This is a genomic window from Methylobacterium oryzae (genome assembly GCF_036441375.1).
Taxonomy (GTDB): domain Bacteria; phylum Pseudomonadota; class Alphaproteobacteria; order Rhizobiales; family Beijerinckiaceae; genus Methylobacterium; species Methylobacterium oryzae_A.
Genome location: NZ_MLCA01000017.1, coordinates 1 through 17,618, shown reverse-complemented (window position 1 = coordinate 17,618; position 17,618 = coordinate 1). Strand labels below are relative to the sequence as shown.

The window sequence follows — 17,618 nt, the reverse complement described above, 5'->3', positions numbered from 1 at the left end:
GCATTCCGGCCGCAAGACCTTCGATGACAGCGCCACACGCGACGGGCCCCGATGTTCGCTGAGCGCCCGCGCGGCGGCGCCGGCGCGTGGCCCCTGATCGCCGCCACGCTCGTCGCGACCCTCGTCTGGATGGCGGTCGCCGGGCTGCACTTCGCCTGGGACAGTGCCCTCGTCACCGTCGGGGCCTGCGGCGGGCTCGAGGCCCTGGCGCAGCTCTACCGCACGCGCCGCCCCGAGCCGCGCATCGCCGCGACGCTCAGCGCGCTGGCGCAGGTCATCGCCTTCAGCGCCTGTGCGGCCGCCCTGTCGTATACGGTCGCGAGCACCGGCGGCCCGCTCTGGGACGCGACGTTCCACGCCTGGGACCGTCGGCTCGGTCTGGACTGGCGCGCCTACCTGGCCTTCGTGGACGGCCATCCGCGTCTCGGGCTGGCGCTCTCGCTCGCCTACCGGAGCCTGATCCTGCAGACCATGCTGGCGATCATCCTGCTCGGCTTCAGCGGCCGGCTGCGGGCCCTGCAGGACTTCGTCCTGGCCTTCGCCCTCGCCGGAACGGTGACAGTCCTGGTCTCCGCGCTGACGCCGGCCCTGGCGAACTTCGTGTTCCTGGGCCTGTCGCCGGCGGACTTTCCCAACCTGCACCCGGCCGCGTCCTACGTCCACGTCGCGGACCTGACCGGCCTGCGCGACGGCACGCTCCGGACGATCTCCCTCGACCACGTCGAGGGCATCATCACGTTCCCGAGCTTCCATGCGGCGCTGGGCGGCCTCTACATCCGGGCCTTCTGGAGCCTGCGCGCGGCCCGGATCCCGGCCCTTCTCGTCAACGGCCTCCTCATCGCCGCCACGCCGATCGATGGGGGCCACTACTTCGTCGACGTGATCGCCGGGCTGATCATCGCCGCCCTGGCGATCTGCGCCGCGCGGGCGCTCGGGCGGCGAGCCCCGAAGGCGCTCCGATCCGGAGCACCCGATGCCGGGCCCGCGCCCGGGCCGGCCTGAGGCCCGCGGCCGGCGGGCGCCTCAGAGCGCCTCGCCCCGNCGGCCCAGGACCAGGAATTCGTTCTGGCCCATTGCGACAGCCTCCAGGCGACCGGCTCTGGTTCACCCTCCGGCAGGGAACGAACACGCACCGCTCGCTCCAGAGCGCGTGGACTGCGCATGGAGCGGAGGCGTTCAGCTTCGAAATCGTCGAGCGGTTGGACGCTGAAGAGATCGGGTATGTCCGCGACCGGGTGATGAAAGAGCATCTCGTTCAGTGGGCGGAGTGTCTCCAGGCCATCCGGATATGAGCCCAGAACACTCGTCTGGCCGTGTGGCGACCAACGGCATCACCCTGGCCTACCACAGCTTCGGCGACGAGGCGGCCGAGACGATCCTTCTCATCGCTGGGCTCGGCCTCAATCATGTGGGCGAAGGGCTCGCCGTCGTCGCCCTCATCCTCCGCCTCGCGGCCGAAGGTCAGGAAGACCGGCCGCACCGGGTCGGCGAGGCGGCTGTCGCTGATCACCATCTCGGTGATCGGCTCGGCGGCGTCGGCGACGCCGGCCCACACGCCGAGTCGGGTCAGCATCCGCCGGCCGCCCGCCGCGAGCGCGTAGGCGCGGCCGCGGTGCCGGGCGGGATCCGCGGCGCCCGGGTCGATCACCGTCACGGCCAGCGCCGGGCCGTGGGCCTGCTTCAGGGCGAGCGCCAGGGCGAGGCTGGGCAGGCCGCCGCCGGCGATCAGGAGGCTGCGGCTGCCGGGGCGGGGCGTCTCGGCCGTCATCGTGGCGGATCTCCTCGGTTCCCGCGCGCGGGGCGCGTGGATTGGTTCGTCCAGAAAGCCTATGTCGCACGCGGGCAACGAACGGAAACCCCGCGGGTCATGACCGACGCCAACACCGACGCGATGACGGACGCCGTCGCCGAGCTGATCGCCATCCTCGATCTGGAGCGGCTGGAGGTCGACCTGTTCCGCGGCCAGAATCCCAGGACGGGCTGGCGACGGGTCTTCGGCGGGCAGGTGGTGGCGCAGGCCCTGGTCGCCGCGACCCGGACGGTGCCGGACGACCGCCCGGCCCACTCCCTCCACGCCTACTTCATGCTGCCCGGCGACCCGCGGACGCCCATCGTCTACGAGGTCGAGCGGATCCGGGACGGGCGCAGCTTCACGACCCGTCGGGTCAAGGCGATCCAGCACGGGCGCGCGATCTTCGCCACGACGGTCTCCTATCAGGTCGTCGAGGAGGGGCTGACGCACCAGCCGGCGATGCCGGCGGTGGCCGGACCCGACGGGCTCCTCGACGGCAAGGCCCTGGCGGCGGCCGGCGGGACCGGGATGCCGGAGGCGATCGCCGCCTATTTCGGCCGGGAGCGGCCGATCGCGCTGCGGCCGGTCGATCTGAACCGCTACCTGCCTGCCGGTGCGGGCGGCCGGGCGCCCGACCCGATCTTCAATGTCTGGCTGCGCGCGGCCTCCGCGCTGCCGGACGATCCGGCGCTCCACCGGGCCGTGCTGGCCTACGCCTCCGACATGACCCTGCTCGACGTCTCGCTGATCCCGCACGGTCGGTCGGTGTTCGATCCGACGATCCAGGCCGCGAGCCTCGACCACGCGCTCTGGTTCCACCGGCCGGTCAAGATCGACGAGTGGCTGCTCTACGCGCAGGACAGCCCGGTCGCGGGCGGGGCCCGCGGTTTCGCGCGCGGCCAGATCTTCGACCGTGCCGGCAACCTCGTGGCCTCGGTCGCCCAGGAAGGATTGATCCGCCCGACGCGGGATTAAAGCGCGATCCCGCACGTGTGTTGCCGGTATGCCACACGGTGCCGTGCACGGAATTGGGCAGAATGCCTCGTCTTTGTGCGCCGTTGCGGCGGGGCCTGCCCGTGATCTGACCGTGCCGGGCTAATCCATAGGCAAAATGACGATCGGCAAAAATGTTCCCGGCCGAGCTTGCCTGGCATAGTCCTTGAATAGCGGCCTTCGACCGCGGGTCATCCCGAGCCTGCGGACGGTCCGTGTCGGCTCGTCCCGCAGGTCGGGTGACGGCAACGGTTCCCAAGGACTTCGAAGGGGGCGTCGCCCATGAAAATCGTGATGGCCATCATCAAGCCGTTCAAGCTCGAGGAGGTGCGCGACGCGCTCACCGGAATCGGCGTCCACGGCCTGACGGTGACGGAGGTGAAGGGCTATGGCCGCCAGAAGGGCCACACCGAGATCTACCGCGGCGCGGAATACGCGGTCAGCTTCCTGCCCAAGCTGAAGATCGAGGTCGCCGTCGCCTCGGACCTGACGTCCAGCGTGATCGACGCCATCGCGGGGGCCGCGCGGACCGGCCAGATCGGCGACGGCAAGATCTTCGTCATGCCGCTGGAGAAGGCGGTGCGCATCCGGACCGGCGAGACCGACGCCGACGCCCTCTGATCCGCGGCCCGGCGCGCCCGGGCCCGCCGATCCCCAGACCCTCTGAAACACTACGGACTTGAGACCGGGAGCCACGTGCCCATGAAACTTCGTCATGCCCTCATGCTCGGCTTGGGAGGGGCGGCGATCGCCGCCCTCCTGATCGAGCCGTCCCTCGCGCAGACTCCGACACCGGAAGCCGCCTCGCCGCCGCCCTCGCCGATCCCCAACAAGGGCGACACGGCGTGGATGATGATCTCGTCGGCCCTGGTGCTGATGATGAGCATCCCCGGCCTCGCGCTGTTCTACGGCGGCCTCGTGCGCACCAAGAACATGCTGTCGGTGCTGACCCAGGTGTTCGCGATCGTGTCGATCGTCGGCCTGCTCTGGGTGTTCTACGGCTACAGCCTCGCCTTCACCAGCGGCGGCGGCCTCAACGACTTCGTCGGCGGCTTCTCGAAGGCGTTCCTGAAGGGCGTCGACGCGAACTCGACGGTCGCGACCTTCTCGAACGGCGTCGTGATCCCGGAATACGCCTATCTGTGCTTCCAGATGACGTTCGCCATGATCACGCCCGCGCTGATCGTCGGCGCCTTCGCCGAGCGGATGAAGTTCTCCGCGCTGGTGGTGTTCACGATCCTCTGGGTCACGATCATCTACTTCCCGATGGCCCACATGGTCTGGTACTGGGCCGGCCCGGACGCCGTCGGCAACGCCGCCAAGGCGCTGGCCGCCGCCACCGACGACGCCTCGAAGGCGACCGCCCAGGCGGCCCTCGACGCCGTCAACAAGGATGCCGGCTTCCTCTTCCAGAAGGGCGCCCTCGACTTCGCGGGTGGCACCGTGGTCCACATCAACGCAGGCATCGCCGGCTTCGTCGGCTGCCTGATCATGGGCAAGCGCATCGGTTACGGCCGCGACCTGCTCGCCCCGCACTCCCTGACCATGACCATGATCGGCGCCTCGCTGCTGTGGGTCGGCTGGTTCGGCTTCAACGCCGGCTCGAACCTCGAGTCCAACGGCACCGCCGCGCTCGCCATGCTCAACACCTTCGTGGCGACCTGCGGCGCCGCGGTGGCGTGGCTGTTCGCCGAGTGGGCCCTCAAGGGCAAGCCGTCCCTGCTCGGCATGCTGTCGGGCGCGGTCGCCGGCCTCGTCGCGGTCACCCCGGCCTCCGGCTTCGCCGGCCCGATGGGCTCGATCGTGCTCGGCCTCGTCGCCGGCGTGGTCTGCTTCGTGATGTGCTCCACCGTGAAGAACGCCCTCGGCTACGACGACTCGCTGGACGTCTTCGGCGTCCACTGCATCGGCGGCATCCTGGGCGCGCTGGCGACCGGCATCCTGGTCGACCCGAACCTCGGCGGCGTCGGCATCCCCGACTACACCTCGAAGCCGGGCGAGCTGGCGGTCGGTGCCTACGACATGATGAGCCAGCTCATCGTCCAGGCGGAGGCGGTCGGCCTGACGCTCCTGTGGTCGGGCATCGGCTCGGCGATCCTCTACAAGCTCGTTGACGTGACGATCGGCCTGCGCGTCACGCAGGAGGAGGAGCGCGAGGGTCTCGACATCGCCGATCACGGCGAGCGCGCCTACAACTACTGAGATGGACGGCGCGGCCCCGCGGGGCCGCGTCCGCGCATGAGAAAACCCCGGCTCCGCGAGGACCGGGGTTTTTTCACGTCAGGCCGTCATCGCGAGCGCAGCGAAGCGACCCAGGGAAGCGCTGCAGGCGGAATCGGAGCGAGGCCTTGGATTGCTTCGCTCCGCTCGCAAAGACGATGCGGGGCGGCGATCGGGCATCGACCCCGAAGCGCTCACGCCGCCCGCGTCAGCGCCGCCTTCTCCTCCGCGAAGGCCCAGTCGAGCCAGGGCGTCAGGGCCTCGAGATCGGCGGTCTCCACGGTGGCGCCGCACCAGATCCGCAGGCCCGCCGGCGCGTCGCGGTAGGCGCCGATGTCGAGGGCGACGCCCTCGCGGTCGAGGCGCTCGACGATCCCCGCCGCGAAGGCCGAGACCGCCGCGTCGCCGCGGGCGAGCACGTCCGGATCGGCGATCACGAGGCAGACGCCGGTGTTCGAGTAGGTCGCGGGATCGGCGGCCAGCGGCGCGATCCAGGATGTCCGGGCGACCCAGTCGTAGATCACCTTGGCGTTGGCATCGGCCCGCGCGTGCAGCGCCTTCAGACCGCCGATCCGCTCGGCCCAGTCCAGGGTGTCGAGATAGTCCTCGACGGCCAGCATCGAGGGCGTGTTGATCGTGTCGCCCTTGAAGATGCCCTCGATCAGCTTGCCGTCCTTGGTGAGGCGGAAGATCTTCGGCAGGGGCCAGGCCGGCGTGTGGCTCTCCAGCCGCGCCACGGCGCGGGGCGAGAGGATCAGCATGCCGTGCGCCGCCTCGCCGCCCATGACCTTCTGCCAGGAGAAGGTCACGACATCGAGCTTGTCCCAGGGCAGGGGCTGGGCGAAGGCCGCCGAGGTCGCGTCGCAGATCGTCAGCCCCTCGCGGTCGGCCGCGATCCAGTCGCCGTCCGGCACCTTCACACCGGCCGCGGTGCCGTTCCACGTGAAGACCACGTCGCTGCGCTTCGTGTCGATCGCGGCGAGGTCCGGCAGGATTCCGTAGGGGGTCTGGTGGATGCGGGGCGCGATCTTCAGCTGCTTCAGCGCGTCCGTGACCCACTCCTTGCCGAACGCCTCCCAGGCGGCGACCTCCACCGGCTTCGGCCCGAGCAGCGTCCACATCGCCATCTCGACGGCGCCGGTATCGGAGGCCGGCACGATGCCGATCCGGTACTCGGCGGGCACCTGCAGCACCGCGCGCGTCAGGTCGATGGCCCGTCCCAGCTTGGCCTTGCCGAGGGGGGAGCGGTGCGACCGGCCGAGCGCGGCGCCGGCCAGGGCGGCCGGAGTCCAGCCGGGGCGCTTGGCGCAGGGGCCGGAGGAGAAGTGGGGCACGTGCGGGCGCTGCGTGGGGCGGCTGGTCATGGCGGATCCATCCTTGCAGAGGGACGCGCTCCCGCCGGGAGGCGCGTCCCGGCCCGCGCATGCGCCGAAACCGGCCGGCTGGCAAGCGCCTGTCCCGCCAGCAGTCTTCGCGGCGCTGCCCCCGGCCGGGACAGCGCCGCGCGCGGCGGGGAACAGTCGATTAATCCGGGCTGGTTAGCCTTAATGAGGTGCCGCGTTGCGTTTGAGGTGCGCCGATGTCTTTCCACAGCGCCGCGATATTTGCGGTCTGGTCCGCTCTTCTCTTGGTTATTGGGGCCTTAATACCCCGTATCGTGCCGTCTCGCCGGGCGCCGCGGCTCGTGCCGCGGCCTCTGCAGCTCGACCCGCTGGATTACGACCGGGACGGCCCGGTGATCGACCTCGAGCCGGCCTGACCGGGACCGGTCCCGCCGAGCAGGTCCGGCCGCCGCTCGGCGGTGATCCGCTCGGCCTCCGCCCGCCGCCAGCGGGCGATGGCGGCGTGGTTGCCGCCGGAGAGGACGTCGGGGATCGCTCGGCCCTCCCAGTCACGGGGGCGCGTGTAGTGCGGATACTCGAGGAGCCCGCCCTCGAAGCTCTCCTCGACGCCGGATTCGATCTTGCCCATCACGCCGGGCAGGAGCCGCACGCAGGCGTCGAGCACCACCAGGGCGGCGATCTCGCCGCCGGACAGCACGTAGTCCCCGATCGAGACCTCCTCCAGGCCGCGCCCGGCGATCACGCGCTCGTCGACGCCCTCGAAGCGGCCGCAGACGATCAGCGCGCCCGGTCCGGCGGCGAGGTCGCGGACGCGGGCCTGGGTGAGCGGCCGGCCCCGCGGGGACATCAGCAGGCGCGGGCGGGCGTCGTCGGGCCCGGCGCTGGCGCCCCCGGGCGCGCCCGCCGCCGCCTTCCCCAGGCCCGACCGGCCCGTGGCCGAGATCGTCGCGCCGCGCTGGTCCTCGGAGGCCGAGCGCGACAGGGCGGGCGAGTTCGAGCAGGTGGCCGAGGGGATGGGCATCGCGCCCGGCGAGACGGTGGCGGATATCGGCGCCGGCAGCGGCTACTACGCGGTGCGGTTGAGCCCCCGGGTCGGGCCGCGGGGCCGCGTGCTCGCCGAGGACGTGACGCCGTCCTACTTGGCGGCCTTAGAGAAGCGGGTGAAGGCGCTCGGGAACGTCACGGTCGTGCGCGGCGAGCCGCACGACCCGCGCCTGCCCCCGGCCTCGGTGGACGCGGCAATCCTCGTCCACATGTACCACGAGATCACCCAGCCCTTCGGCCTGCTCCACAACCTCGCCGCCGCGATGCGTCCGGGCGGCCGGGTCGGGATCGTCGATGCCGACGCGATCCCGTCGCGGCACGGCACGCCGCCGGCGCTCCTGAGCTGCGAGCTCGCCGCCGCGGGCTACCGGGAGACCGGCTTCCGGCCGCTCGCGGACGGGGCCTACCTGGCGGTGTTCGCGGCGCCCGCGCCGGATTCCCGCCCGAGGCCGGAGACGATCCGGCCCTGCCGGGACGACGCGACGGCGCGGTAGCGGCGCCTCAGGAGCGCCAGCGCAGCTCGCGGCGCTCCAGCGGGTTGGCGAACGGGCGCCCGTCGCGAGCCGATTCGAGGGCCTCGCGCTTGAGCCGGAAATACCATTGCGAGGGCAGGTCGCCCTGGCCGAACAGCACCATGGTGGGTTTGCGGTCGAGCCCGTCCTGCGCGTGCTGGAGCACCTGCTGGTCCTGGGTCAGGAACTGCCGCATCAGCGGGCGCGCGACCGGCCTGAGCAGGTTCAGGGCCGGCATGCTCCAGTAGAGGGCGTTGGTGAGCAGCGTCCGGTCCGGCGTCAGCGGCGTCGCGAAGGTGTAGTTCGCCACCCGCTTCTCGCCCGCGCGGATGCGCTCCAGCCGCACGCCGGGCAGGCGGAACTCGATCTCGACCTCGGGGATGCCGCCGAGCAGGCGGTAGACCGGCGAGCTCGTCGTCGTGGCGTGGCTCGTCATCACGAAGCCGTGGGGCACCGGCTGGAAGGTCTTCACCTTCTCGCGGAGCTGCTTCGAGGGCCGGAACCACCACGTGTCGTGGACGAAGGCGACGTGCCCGGGATCGACGAGGCTCAGCGTCGTCAGGTCAAAGGAGGCGTCGACCTCCAGCTCGACCACGAGGGAGCCGGCGGGCTCGAAATCCAGCGCCGGCACCTCCGGCGCCGCGCCGGCGGCGGGGCCGAGATGCGGGTTGACCCAGAGGAAGCCGGCGCTCTCGCGGACGGGGAAGCGCTGAACCTGGATGCGGGAGAAATCGGCGGCGTCGTGCTCCGACAGGGTCGGGACGTCGCGGCAGCGCCCGTCGGTGCCGAAGCGCCAGCCGTGGAACGGGCACATCAGGGTGTCGCCGTCGAAGCGGCCCCTCGACAGGGCCATGCCGCGATGGGGGCAGCGGTCGCGCAGCGCGAACGGCTTGCCGTCGGGCGCGCGGCCCAGCACGATCTGCTCGCCGTTCAGCGCCACGGACCGCAGGGCCGACCGGCCGCCCGCCTTGCCGAGGCTCCGGGACTGCCCGACGCAGTACCACGCGTTGCCGAGCGGCTGGCGCATCGCGTCGGGATCGAGCGCGGCCTCGTCGGCGGGGCGCGGCGGGTTGGCGAAGGGCGCGTTCAAGGCTGTTCGGGCAGACTTCGGGGCGCCCGTCATACGCCCCGCCGCCGGGGCGGGGAAGCGCCGGCCGGGGGAGGACAAACGGGCGCAGGCGCGGGGCTTCACAAGCCGGGCGCGGCCACCTACCTTCGCTTCACCCGCAACCAACGAAAGGAGGTGATCCAGTGTCTCATTGTCATCAGCCGTGTGTCTCGGCTCATCGGACCTGGACCGTCGCCTCCGGCGCGTCGCTCTAAGACGCGTCTGAGACCCGATCTCGGGACAGTTCCGCCGGACAGCACGGTTCGGCAATGGAAGGGCCACCCTCGCGGGTGGCCCTTCGGCGTTTCAGGGTCCGGTCGTGCCGTCAGCGCCGCTGGGACTGGAACAGCGGCTGGGCCAGGGCCTCGGTCCGGGCGCGCCACAGGTCGCGCTCCTCGCGCAGGGCGTCGCGCTCGCCGGCCAGGGTCAGCCGCTCGGCCCGCAGCGCGTCCCGCTCCGCGACCGCCCGGTCGCGCTCGGCGCGCAACTCCTCGCGCTCGGCCCGGAAGCGCTCCCGCTCCCCGCGGAACTCCTCGCGCTCGACGCGGACCTCTTCCTGCTCGGCGCGGAGGTCCTCCAGCGAGCCGATCTCGTCGCGGATGTGCTCGCGCAGGGTCCGGATCTCGTCGGCCAGGATGGCCTGCAACTCGTCCTGACGCTCGGCCTCCACGCGGAGCTTGGCCTTGAGCATCATGTTCTCGGCCATCAGCTCGGCGATGTCGGGGTCCTCGGCCGCAACCCGCGGGGCCTCGGGAGCCGGAACGACGCGGGGCGACCACGCCGTCTCGCCGCCGCGGGGCCGCTTCGCCTCGGGCAGGGCCTCCGCCGGGCGCGCCTCGCCGCGGGTCTCGACCGGCGCCTGAGCCTTCATCGCCGTCAGCCAGTCGCGGAGCGGACCGGTCGCGGGAAAGCTGCCGGACTCGGTCGGCGAGTGAGAGCGGGCGGGTTCCGACATCTGCGGGCGTCCTGAGCGAATATGGCCCGAAGACAATCCCAACATGCTTAACGATCGGTAAAAGTTAACACGGTTCGTCCCGCCCGTTTCGGCACCGCGGCGCGCCGGCCTTGCCCGGAACAGGCGTAAAAATTGACTTTCCGGCCGGCTGCCGCTACGCCCCGGCCTCCCGATCCGTTGCAGATCGACCGATACCAAGCCGACCGGTCCCGCGAGACCGGAGGTCAACGCCCGACAGCGCGTCCGCGCCCTCGGGCGCGATGGGCGTTGGCAGATATGCGATGACGGGATCCGCCGGCCGAGGCACCCGCATGACGCGAGATCAAGAAGCGTTGAAGATCGAGGACGCGATCAACGAGACCTGCCCGTGGTCGGGCAAGCCGATCTCGGCCGACTCGCTGACGCTCTACAACGGCGCCGTGGTGGGCTTCTGCAACCCGGAGTGCCGGGACAAGTTCGCCAAGGCGCTGCGCAGCTTCGAGGCCGCCCTCCAGGCGCGCCGCGTCGAGCGCGCCGGGCTCGAACAGTAACGGCGAGGCGTCAGGATCATGTTCGAAGGCCTGTCCGATCGCCTCTCCGGCATCCTCTCGGGACTGACGCGCCGCGGCGCGCTCACCGAGGCCGACGTCACCGCCGCCATGCGCGAGGTGCGCCGCGCCCTGCTGGAGGCCGACGTCGCCCTGGAGGTGGTGCGCGGCTTCACCGACCGGGTGAAGGAGAAGGCCGTCGGCGCCGTCGTGCTCAAGTCGGTGACGCCCGGCCAGATGGTCGTGAAGATCGTCAACGACGAGCTCGTGGCCATGCTCGGCACCGACGCCGAGACCGTCGACCTCAACGCCCCCGCCCCGGTGCCGATCCTGATGGTCGGCCTTCAGGGCTCGGGCAAGACCACCACCACCGCCAAGATCGCGAGGCGCCTCTCCGAGCGCGAGAAGCGCAAGGTGCTGCTCGCCTCCCTCGACACGCGCCGCCCGGCCGCCATGGAGCAGCTCGCGGTGCTGGCCAAGCAGGTCGGCGTCGAGTCCCTGCCGATCATCGCCGGCCAGTCGGCGGTGCAGATCGCCAAGCGCGCCATGGACGCCGCCCGCCTCGGCGGCTTCGACGTGGTGATGCTCGACACCGCCGGCCGCACCACGGTGGACGAGGGCCTGATGGCCGAGGCCGCCGAGGTGAAGGCCGCGACCCGGCCGCACGAGGTGCTGCTCGTCGCCGACGCGCTGACCGGCCAGGACGCGGTCAACACCGCGCGCGCCTTCGATCAGCGGCTCGGCGTCACCGGCATCGTCCTGACCCGGATGGACGGCGATTCCCGCGGCGGCGCGGCCCTGTCGATGCGCGCCGTCACCGGCAAGCCGATCAAGCTCGTCGGCGTCGGCGAGAAGGTCGACGCGCTGGAGGAGTTCCACCCGGCCCGGGTCGCCAACCGCATCCTCGGCATGGGCGACATCGTCTCGCTCGTCGAGAAGGCCGCCGAGACCATCGACCACGAGCAGGCGCTCCGCACCGCGGAGAAGATGCGCAAGGGCAAGTTCGACCTGGAGGACCTCTCCATGCAGCTTGCCCAGATGGAGAAGATGGGCGGCATCGGCGGCCTGATGGGCATGCTGCCCGGGATGGGCCAGATCAAGAAGCAGGTCGAGGGCGCCAACCTCGACGAGAAGATGTTCAAGCGCCAGCGGGCGATCATCTCGTCGATGACCCCGCAGGAGCGGAAGAACCCCGACCTCCTCAAGAACAGCCGCAAGAAGCGCATCGCGGCGGGCTCGGGCGTCGACGTCTCGGAGATCAACAAGCTCCTGAAGATGCACCGGACCATGGCCGACATGATGAAGGCGATGGGCTCTGGGAAACGCGGGATCGGGCAGGCGCTCGGCTCGATGTTCGGCCTCGGCGGCGGTGGCATGGGCGGCGGCATGCCCGGTCTCCCGCCCGGCATGCCGGAGCCGACGCCGGAGCAGATCGCGCAGCTCGAGAAGCAGTTCGGCGGCAAGCTGCCGCCGATGCCGCCGGGCCTGGGCGGCGGGGGCGGCATGCCGAAGCTCCCGGGGCTTCCCGGTCTCGGTGGCCCGAAGCTGCCCGGCCTCGGCGGGTTCTTGCCGGGGAAGAAGAAATGAGCGTGCTCGCGGCGCAGGCCGTCGATCCCGAACTCGCGCGCCTGCGGGACAGCATCGACAACTTCGATGCGGCGCTGATCCACCTCCTCGCCGAGCGTTTCCGCTGCACGCAGCGGGTCGGCGAGCTCAAGGCCCGAAAGGGGATTCCCCCTTCCGATCCGGACCGGGAGGCCCGTCAGGTCGCCCGGCTCCGCAAGCTCGCGGTCGAGGCCAAGCTCGACCCCGACTTCGCCGAGAAGTTTCTGGCCTTCGTGGTCAAGGAAGTCATTCGGCACCACCAGTCGATCAAGGCGGACCACGAGTCCCAGATCGAGCAACAGCGAAAGTAGTCAGACCATGGCCCTCAAGATCCGTCTCACCCGCGGCGGCGCCAAGAAGCGCCCCTACTACCGCATCGTCGTCGCCGACGCCCGCGCCCCGCGCGACGGCCGCTTCATCGACAAGGTCGGCGCCTACGACCCGATGAAGGCCAAGGACGATCCGGCCCGCATCGTGCTCGACAACGAGAAGATCCAGAGCTGGCTCGCCAAGGGTGCGCAGCCGACCGACCGCGTCCTGCGCTTCCTCGACCAGGCCGGTCTCGCCAAGCGCCCGACCCGCAACAACCCGCAGAAGGCGGAGCCGGGCGAGAAGGCCAAGGAGCGCGCCGCCAAGCGCGCCGAGAAGGCCGCCGCTCCCGCCGAGGACGCCGCCGCGTAAGGCGCACCGGTCATGGCGCGCCGCCCCGCAGGTCCCACTTCCCGCGACGGCGGCCGCCGAGGCCGCACGAGCTCGGCGATCGGCAAGATCGCGCCCGACGCGGCGACCTCGCCCAAGGCGCCGGCCCCCAAGCCGGCGCCCCGGCCCGCGCCGCCCGATCCGAACCTCGTCCTGCTGGGCGAGTTCGGGCGGGCGCACGGCCTCACCGGCGAGGTCCGGCTCAAATCCTACACCGGCGATCCGCAGGCGATCGCCGGCTACGGAACGCTCCAGACGACCGACGGCCGGACGCTGACGCTCGCCGACGTGCGTCCCGCCCCCGGCCCGTCGCCCGACATGCTGATCGCCCGGGTCAAGGGCGTCTCGGGCCGCAGCGCCGCGGAGGCGCTCAACCGCGTCGCCCTGTACGTTCCCCGCGACCGTCTGGCCGCGCCCGAGGACGACGACGAGGTCTACGCCGCCGACCTGATCGGCGCCGCGGCGGTGGACGAGGCTGGGACCCTCGTCGGGACGATCGTGGCCGTGCCGAATTACGGCGGCGGCGACCTCCTGGAACTGCGCCCGCCGAACGGCGGCGCCACCGCGCTCCTGCCCTTCACGAAGGCCTTCGTGCCGGTCCTCGACGTGGCGCAGCGCCGCGTCACCGTGGTCGCGCCGGAGGACCTGTTCGCGGCGCCGGGCGACAAGCCGGCCGACGATCCGGGCTAGGGACCGGGGCCGGGCCGCACGCCGGCGGCGCGTCCGGTGCCCGGGCGGGCCTCAATGCCCCCCGGCCGGCGCCCCGCCGCCGAGCTTGACGCTCTTCAGGCTCAGGGCCAGCGGCACCGCGCAGGCCGCGACGAGGCCGAGCACCCAGAACACGTCGATATAGGCCCAGTAGGCCACCTGCGTGCTGAGCACGCTCCCGATCCACGCCGTCGCCTGGTTCTGGGCCTCGATCCCGGCGTAGCCGTGCTCGGAGAAGTACTGCGTCGCCTGCCGCATGGTCTCCTGGTAGGCCGGCGAGGCCGGGTTGACGCTCTCCACCAAGCGGCTCTGATGGAACTGGCTCCGGTAGGCCAGGATGTTCTGGGCGAGCGAGACACCCATCGAGCCGCCGACGTTGCGGGCGACGTTGATCAGCGCCGAGGCCTGATCGGTCTGGTCCTTGCGGATCCCCTCGTACGAGGCCGAAGTGATCGACAGGAACACCATCGGCAGGCCGATGCCGATATAGACCCGTGACCACGCGAAGAACGCGAAGGTCGTGCTGCCGTCGATCCGCGTCAGGTCGTACATGCCCAGCGCCACGATGGTCATGCCGGTGGCGATCAGCCATTTCGGCTGGACGTAGGACGAGATCCGGCCGGTGAGGAACATCATCACCACCGTGACGATGCCGCCGGGGCCGAGGACGAGGCCCGACAGGGTGGCGGTGTAGCCGTAATATTCCTGCGTGATCTGCGGGATGAACTGCGTGGTGGCGATCAGGATCGCCCCGGTGAACATCATCACCAAGAAGCACGAGCCGAACTGTCGGTTGCCGATGAGGCGGAGGTCGACGGCCGGGTTCTCGCGGGTCAGCAGCCACGGGATCATGGCGATGAACGAGACGACCATCAGCACGCCGGACACATTCATCAGCGTCGAGGTGCCGAACCAGTCCTTCCGCTGGCCCTCGTCGAGGATCACCTCCAGCGAGCCGAGGAACAGGGCCACCAGCACGAAGCCGACGATGTCGAAGCGGATGCCCTTGCGCACCAGGGCGCGGCGCTCCTTCTTGGCCGCGTCGCTGTCCTCGATCAGCCAGTACATCAGCCCGAGGGCGATGACCCCCACCGGCCCGTTGATCAGGAAGCACCAGTGCCAGGAGGCGTTGTCGGAGAGCCAGCCGCCGAGCGTCGGGCCGATCACCGGCGCCACCACGATGGCGACCCCGTAGAGCGCGAAGGCCTGGCCGCGCTTTTCCGGCGGGAAGGAATCCGCCAGGATCGACTGCGCGAGCGGCGCCATGCCGCCGCCGCCGAGCCCCTGCATCACCCGGAACAGCAGCAGCGATTCCAGGCTCCAGGCGAAGCCGCACAGGATCGACGAGACGGTGAACAGCGCCACCGACCACATGAAGAACGCCTTGCGGCCGTAGCGCTTGGCCAGGAAGCTCGACGCCGTCAGCGTGATCGCGTTGGCCACGAGGTAGCTCGTCACCACCCAGGCCGCCTCGTCGGGGCCGACCGCGAGCCCGCCCGAGATGTAGCGCAGGGCGACGTTGGCGATGGTGGTGTCAAGCACCTCCATGAAGGTCGCCAGCGCCACCACACCGGCGATCAGCCACGGATTGTGGCCGCCCGGGGCCTTGCCGGCCTTGGATTTGCCGGCCTCGGATTTGCCGGCGCCGGGTTTTCCGCCCTGGGGCTTGCGGCCGGGCGCCGGTGCGCTCGCTTGCCCGGCCACGGCGCTCACCGCACCGTGACGGTCGGGACGATCGACATGCCCGGGCCGATCGAGACGTCCGTCGGCCAGGTCTTGACCACGATCTTCACCGGGATGCGCTGCGTCACCTTCACGTAGTTGCCGGTGGCGTTCTGCGCCGGCAGGAGACTGAAGGCCGTGCCCGAGCCCGGCTGCACCGAGGCCACCGTGCCCTGGATCTTGCGGCCCGGATACGCGTCGATCTCGATGTCGACCGGCTGGCCCGGTCGCATATCGGTGATCTGCGTCTCCTTGAAGTTCGCCGTCACCCAGATGTCGTCGGGCACGAACATCGCCAGGGTCTGGCCGGCCTGGGCGAGTTGGCCGACCCCGCCGGTGAGCCGCACGACGCGGCCGCCCTGGACGGCGCGGACGGTCGTGTAGCCGAGGTTCAGCTCGGCCTGCTCGACCTGCGCCCGGTCGCGCCCGAGCTGCGCCTGGGTCGAGGCCTTCTGGGCCTGGAGCGAGCCGACCTGCTTCTGCGCGGCGACCACGCCGGCATTGGCGCTCTGGAGGGCCGCCTGCCGCTGCTGCAGCGTCGAGGTCGCCGACTGCGACTGCTGGACCGAGCCGGAGCCGCGCTCGGCGAGGTCCTTGTAGCGGGCCGCGTCCTCCTGGGCGAATTTCAGCGCCGCCTCGGCGGTGGCGACCTGCGCCTTGGACACGTCGATATTGGCGTACTGCGCCTGGATCTGCGCGTCGATGTTCTTGATGCCGGCCTCGTCGGCCGCGACCTGCGCCTTCGCCTGGTCGAGGGCGATGTCGTAGTCGCGCTGGAAGATCTGGAACAGGATCTGCCCGGCCTCGACATGCTGGTTGTCGGTGACCGGCACGTCGACGAGGTAGCCGCCGACCTTCGGCTGGATCGAGACGCTGCGCGCGTCGACGAAGGCGTCGTCGGTGCTCTCGTAGGGATGCATGTACAGCAGCCAGTAGAAGAACACCCCGACGCAGAGCGCGACGAGAGCGAGCCCGCCGAGCAGGAACGCGAGCGGGTGGCGCCGCAGGATGTTGGGCCGCCGCGCCTCGTCCCCGTCGCCGTCGTCGGAGTTCTCCGCGTCGTCGCCGGCCTGCCCGTCCTGCGCCTCGGGCGCGTCGTCGGCCTCCTCCGCGCCGGGCTTGCGCGCGGTCTCGCGGTCGGACGCGCGGTCCGCGGCCGGCGCNCGGCGCGGCCGAGATCGAGCACGTCGCGCTCGCGCGCGACGGTCCGGCCGTCGGCCGGCCGCGGGCGCGCCTCGTCCTCGGAGAGGTGCCGCTGATCGTCAAACATGGGAAGTCGTCGCCCGATGGGCCGGCCACCCGGAGGGTGACCGGGCTTGTCGCATCGCCCGCCTCAGGCAGCAAAAGCCGGCCGCAGGCCCAAGGTTCCACGCGCAGATCAGACCGCCTAGGAACGCATGCCGCACTGCGGCGTTCTGCGCCCGGAACCTTTGCCGTTCTCGGCCCAAGGCCCAGGAGTTCGCCATGACCAGCAGCCCATCCCCGACGCCGAATCGACCCGGATCCGGTCCCGCGACCACGCCCTCCGGCATCCCGCTCGTCGGGGTGGCGCGCCTCGACGCGATGAGCGCGGCCCTGGCGCGGAACTGGTGGCTCGTCGCCCTGCGCGGCGTCATCGCGATCCTGTTCGGGGCGGTCGCGTTCATCGCACCGGGCGCCTTCGTGCTCTCCCTGGTCCTGTTCTTCGCCGCCTACATGCTCGTCGACGGCGTCGTCGCCGTCATCGGCGCGGTCCGGGCCGCGCAGCGCCACGAGCGCTGGGGCTTCCTGCTGCTCGAGGGCCTCGTGGATATCGTGGTGGGCGTCGCGGCGGTGCTGGTGCCGGCCGCGGCCGTCTGGGCGTTCGTGCTGCTGCTCGCCGCCTGGGCGCTGGTGACCGGCGGCCTGATGATCGCCGCGGCCTTCCGCCTGCACCTCCATTACGGGCGCTGGTGGCTGGTCCTCGGCGGGGTCGTGTCGATCCTGTTCGGCCTCGCGCTGCTCATCAACCCGGGCATGTCGGCCCTGGTGCTGACGTGGTGGATCGGCTCCTACACCTTCGCCTTCGGCATCCTCCTGCTGATCCTGGCCTTCCAGCTGCGCAGCCGGCACGGTGCCGCGGGCCCGGGGGCGTCGCTCGGCCGGTGACCCGGCCCGGGACCGGATCGGGCCCCGTGGCCCGATCCACACGGTCGCGGCGCGATCGACGCGCCTGCCGTCCTGCGTCCCCGCTCCGGCGGGACACGCGACCCGATGCGGCTTAGAAGTCTCGGTCGGCCGGATCGGCCGGCCCCGGAACACGCACCACGATGACACCCGACGCGCCGGAACGCGCCCCGGCCGGCGGGCCGAAACCGCCGAGGCCGGACCCCACCGACGCCCCGGACCCGCGGCTCGCCGCCCGGGAGGCC

Annotated in this window: 17 protein-coding genes and 1 pseudogene; 11 read left to right on the top strand and 7 right to left on the bottom strand. The window is 71.4% G+C overall.

Translation table 11 applies throughout. The annotated features are described in order from the left end of the window. The first annotated feature begins 51 nt into the window (after nt 1-51). Nucleotides 52-1,002 carry a phosphatase PAP2 family protein gene (locus MOTC310_RS30745; protein WP_331304524.1) on the top strand — a complete coding sequence of 317 codons (951 nt, stop codon included), beginning with the start codon at nt 52-54 and terminating at the stop codon, nt 1,000-1,002. A gap of 388 nt (nt 1,003-1,390) precedes the next feature. Here the strand turns inward: MOTC310_RS30745 and MOTC310_RS30740 are convergent. Beyond that, nucleotides 1,391-1,768, bottom strand: a pseudogene (locus MOTC310_RS30740) (2-octaprenyl-6-methoxyphenyl hydroxylase); the annotation flags it as partial. A 99-nt stretch (nt 1,769-1,867) separates the two neighbouring features. Between MOTC310_RS30740 and tesB the strand changes: the two are divergent. The 3 genes from tesB (at nt 1,868) to MOTC310_RS30725 (ending at nt 4,987) form a co-directional block, all read left to right on the top strand. Next, nucleotides 1,868-2,767, top strand: coding sequence for an acyl-CoA thioesterase II (gene tesB / locus MOTC310_RS30735; protein WP_331304523.1), 900 nt, complete (start codon nt 1,868-1,870; stop codon nt 2,765-2,767). A 300-nt stretch (nt 2,768-3,067) separates the two neighbouring features. Continuing rightward, nucleotides 3,068-3,406 (top strand): P-II family nitrogen regulator, encoded by a 339-nt coding sequence (locus MOTC310_RS30730; RefSeq protein WP_010683623.1) that lies wholly within the window; start codon nt 3,068-3,070, stop codon nt 3,404-3,406. Between the two features lie 81 nt (nt 3,407-3,487). Beyond that, the gene (locus MOTC310_RS30725; RefSeq protein WP_024829209.1) at nt 3,488-4,987 is read left to right on the top strand and encodes an ammonium transporter; all 1,500 of its coding nucleotides are present in this window, start codon (nt 3,488-3,490) and stop codon (nt 4,985-4,987) included. A 212-nt stretch (nt 4,988-5,199) separates the two neighbouring features. Here the strand turns inward: MOTC310_RS30725 and MOTC310_RS30720 are convergent, their stop codons facing one another. Then, the gene (locus MOTC310_RS30720) at nt 5,200-6,369 is read right to left on the bottom strand and encodes a phosphoserine transaminase (protein WP_331304522.1); all 1,170 of its coding nucleotides are present in this window, start codon (nt 6,367-6,369) and stop codon (nt 5,200-5,202) included. 352 nt (nt 6,370-6,721) lie between these two features. Further along, complete coding sequence (gene trmD / locus MOTC310_RS30715; protein WP_419539980.1) at nt 6,722-7,369, bottom strand: tRNA (guanine(37)-N(1))-methyltransferase; 648 nt, start codon at nt 7,367-7,369, stop codon at nt 6,722-6,724. Between trmD and MOTC310_RS30710 the strand changes: the two genes are divergently transcribed. Beyond that, nucleotides 7,281-7,886, top strand: a complete 606-nt coding sequence (locus MOTC310_RS30710) for a class I SAM-dependent methyltransferase (protein ID WP_419539979.1) — start codon at nt 7,281-7,283, stop codon at nt 7,884-7,886. The two genes, trmD and MOTC310_RS30710, sit on opposite strands and share 89 nt — an antisense overlap. A gap of 7 nt (nt 7,887-7,893) precedes the next feature. Here MOTC310_RS30710 and MOTC310_RS30705 read toward each other — a convergent pair whose 3' ends face one another. Together MOTC310_RS30705 and MOTC310_RS30700 are read right to left on the bottom strand one after the other, a co-directional pair. Continuing rightward, nucleotides 7,894-8,931: an aromatic ring-hydroxylating oxygenase subunit alpha gene (locus MOTC310_RS30705; protein ID WP_419539983.1), complete on the bottom strand. Its 1,038-nt coding sequence runs from the start codon at nt 8,929-8,931 to the stop codon at nt 7,894-7,896. Nucleotides 8,932-9,337: 406 nt separating this feature from the next. Then, on the bottom strand, nt 9,338-9,967 hold the full coding sequence (locus MOTC310_RS30700; protein WP_331304519.1) for an ATPase: 630 nt from the start codon (nt 9,965-9,967) through the stop codon (nt 9,338-9,340). A 311-nt stretch (nt 9,968-10,278) separates the two neighbouring features. Here MOTC310_RS30700 and MOTC310_RS30695 point away from each other — a divergent pair, with 311 nt between their 5' ends. From MOTC310_RS30695 to rimM, 5 genes are read left to right on the top strand one after another with little or no spacing between them, the layout of a single operon-like run. Next, nucleotides 10,279-10,497, top strand: coding sequence for a glutathione S-transferase (locus MOTC310_RS30695; RefSeq protein ID WP_331304517.1), 219 nt, complete (start codon nt 10,279-10,281; stop codon nt 10,495-10,497). 18 nt (nt 10,498-10,515) lie between these two features. Further along, a complete protein-coding gene (gene ffh / locus MOTC310_RS30690; protein ID WP_331304516.1) occupies nt 10,516-12,081 on the top strand; it encodes a signal recognition particle protein in 1,566 nt (521 codons plus the stop codon). Next, complete coding sequence (locus tag MOTC310_RS30685; protein ID WP_012320554.1) at nt 12,078-12,410, top strand: chorismate mutase; 333 nt, start codon at nt 12,078-12,080, stop codon at nt 12,408-12,410. The genes ffh and MOTC310_RS30685 overlap by 4 nt, the downstream gene beginning before the upstream one ends. 7 nt (nt 12,411-12,417) lie before the next feature. After that, a complete protein-coding gene (gene rpsP, locus MOTC310_RS30680) occupies nt 12,418-12,780 on the top strand; it encodes a 30S ribosomal protein S16 (protein WP_020092607.1) in 363 nt (120 codons plus the stop codon). Between the two features lie 12 nt (nt 12,781-12,792). Next, nucleotides 12,793-13,488 carry a ribosome maturation factor RimM gene (gene rimM, locus MOTC310_RS30675; protein ID WP_331304515.1) on the top strand — a complete coding sequence of 232 codons (696 nt, stop codon included), beginning with the start codon at nt 12,793-12,795 and terminating at the stop codon, nt 13,486-13,488. Nucleotides 13,489-13,539: 51 nt separating this feature from the next. Here the strand turns inward: rimM and MOTC310_RS30670 are convergent, their stop codons facing one another. Both MOTC310_RS30670 and MOTC310_RS30665 read right to left on the bottom strand, forming a co-directional pair. After that, nucleotides 13,540-15,219, bottom strand: a complete 1,680-nt coding sequence (locus tag MOTC310_RS30670; protein WP_331304514.1) for a DHA2 family efflux MFS transporter permease subunit — start codon at nt 15,217-15,219, stop codon at nt 13,540-13,542. Continuing rightward, nucleotides 15,216-16,172, bottom strand: coding sequence for an HlyD family secretion protein (locus MOTC310_RS30665; RefSeq protein ID WP_419539660.1), 957 nt, complete (start codon nt 16,170-16,172; stop codon nt 15,216-15,218). Before MOTC310_RS30665 ends, MOTC310_RS30670 begins: the two co-directional genes overlap by 4 nt. A 520-nt stretch (nt 16,173-16,692) precedes the next feature. Between MOTC310_RS30665 and MOTC310_RS30660 the strand changes: the two genes are divergently transcribed. Next, nucleotides 16,693-17,355 carry an HdeD family acid-resistance protein gene (locus tag MOTC310_RS30660; protein ID WP_331304513.1) on the top strand — a complete coding sequence of 221 codons (663 nt, stop codon included), beginning with the start codon at nt 16,693-16,695 and terminating at the stop codon, nt 17,353-17,355. The last annotated feature ends 263 nt before the right edge of the window (nt 17,356-17,618 follow it).

What these genes read in the sequence shown, in the direction of transcription:
- MOTC310_RS30745 (WP_331304524.1), top strand. Translation starts at nt 52, where the DNA reads ATGTTCGCTGAGCGCCCGCGCGGCGGCGCCGGCGCGTGGCCCCTGATC.
- MOTC310_RS30660 (WP_331304513.1), top strand. Translation starts at nt 16,693, where the DNA reads ATGACCAGCAGCCCATCCCCGACGCCGAATCGACCCGGATCCGGTCCC.
- MOTC310_RS30700 (WP_331304519.1), bottom strand. Translation starts at nt 9,967, where the DNA reads ATGTCGGAACCCGCCCGCTCTCACTCGCCGACCGAGTCCGGCAGCTTT.
- ffh (WP_331304516.1), top strand. Translation starts at nt 10,516, where the DNA reads ATGTTCGAAGGCCTGTCCGATCGCCTCTCCGGCATCCTCTCGGGACTG.
- trmD (WP_419539980.1), bottom strand. Translation starts at nt 7,369, where the DNA reads ATGCCCATCCCCTCGGCCACCTGCTCGAACTCGCCCGCCCTGTCGCGC.
- MOTC310_RS30730 (WP_010683623.1), top strand. Translation starts at nt 3,068, where the DNA reads ATGAAAATCGTGATGGCCATCATCAAGCCGTTCAAGCTCGAGGAGGTG.
- MOTC310_RS30725 (WP_024829209.1), top strand. Translation starts at nt 3,488, where the DNA reads ATGAAACTTCGTCATGCCCTCATGCTCGGCTTGGGAGGGGCGGCGATC.
- tesB (WP_331304523.1), top strand. Translation starts at nt 1,868, where the DNA reads ATGACCGACGCCAACACCGACGCGATGACGGACGCCGTCGCCGAGCTG.
- rimM (WP_331304515.1), top strand. Translation starts at nt 12,793, where the DNA reads ATGGCGCGCCGCCCCGCAGGTCCCACTTCCCGCGACGGCGGCCGCCGA.
- rpsP (WP_020092607.1), top strand. Translation starts at nt 12,418, where the DNA reads ATGGCCCTCAAGATCCGTCTCACCCGCGGCGGCGCCAAGAAGCGCCCC.
- MOTC310_RS30705 (WP_419539983.1), bottom strand. Translation starts at nt 8,931, where the DNA reads ATGCGCCAGCCGCTCGGCAACGCGTGGTACTGCGTCGGGCAGTCCCGG.
- MOTC310_RS30685 (WP_012320554.1), top strand. Translation starts at nt 12,078, where the DNA reads ATGAGCGTGCTCGCGGCGCAGGCCGTCGATCCCGAACTCGCGCGCCTG.
- MOTC310_RS30720 (WP_331304522.1), bottom strand. Translation starts at nt 6,369, where the DNA reads ATGACCAGCCGCCCCACGCAGCGCCCGCACGTGCCCCACTTCTCCTCC.
- MOTC310_RS30695 (WP_331304517.1), top strand. Translation starts at nt 10,279, where the DNA reads ATGACGCGAGATCAAGAAGCGTTGAAGATCGAGGACGCGATCAACGAG.